Below are 400 nucleotides of genomic sequence, written 5' to 3' on the forward strand. Positions count from 1 at the left end.
GGAATGGGTTGGCATACCTGACGCCGGACTTCAGCGCCTGCCACTCGGCGAACGGCAACGTAAAGCGCACTTCGCCGGCGCCGGGGGCTTCGGGGGCTTCGCCGGGGAGATAAGGCAACGCTACGCGCGGGGCGCATTCGGCCAACCGGTCGCCCCAGAATGACGCGGAAGCGAAGTCCTGCTTCAACGCCGCGATATCCGCCTCATAGCGCCGGTACAATCGACAATTGTCCGTTTCATCCGCCTGCGGCGGCGCCACGGCCGCCCCGCGATTGTAATAGGCGGAAACGGCGTTGTAGAACTCCTGGCCGGACAGGCCGTCGATCAGGATGTGATGAACGACAATGATCAAATTATAGCGCTGCGGCGCCAGCTCAATCAGGTAAAAGCGGCACAGCGG

1 protein-coding gene is annotated in these 400 nt (G+C 63.0%); it reads right to left on the bottom strand.

What is annotated here, in order from left to right; all coding sequences use genetic code 11:
* On the bottom strand, positions 1-400 hold a 400-nt coding region (locus KQX66_RS36555), incomplete at both ends, for a condensation domain-containing protein (protein ID WP_216798408.1).

Source organism: Paenibacillus oleatilyticus, assembly GCF_018998565.1.
GTDB classification, from domain to species: domain Bacteria; phylum Bacillota; class Bacilli; order Paenibacillales; family NBRC-103111; genus Paenibacillus_G; species Paenibacillus_G oleatilyticus.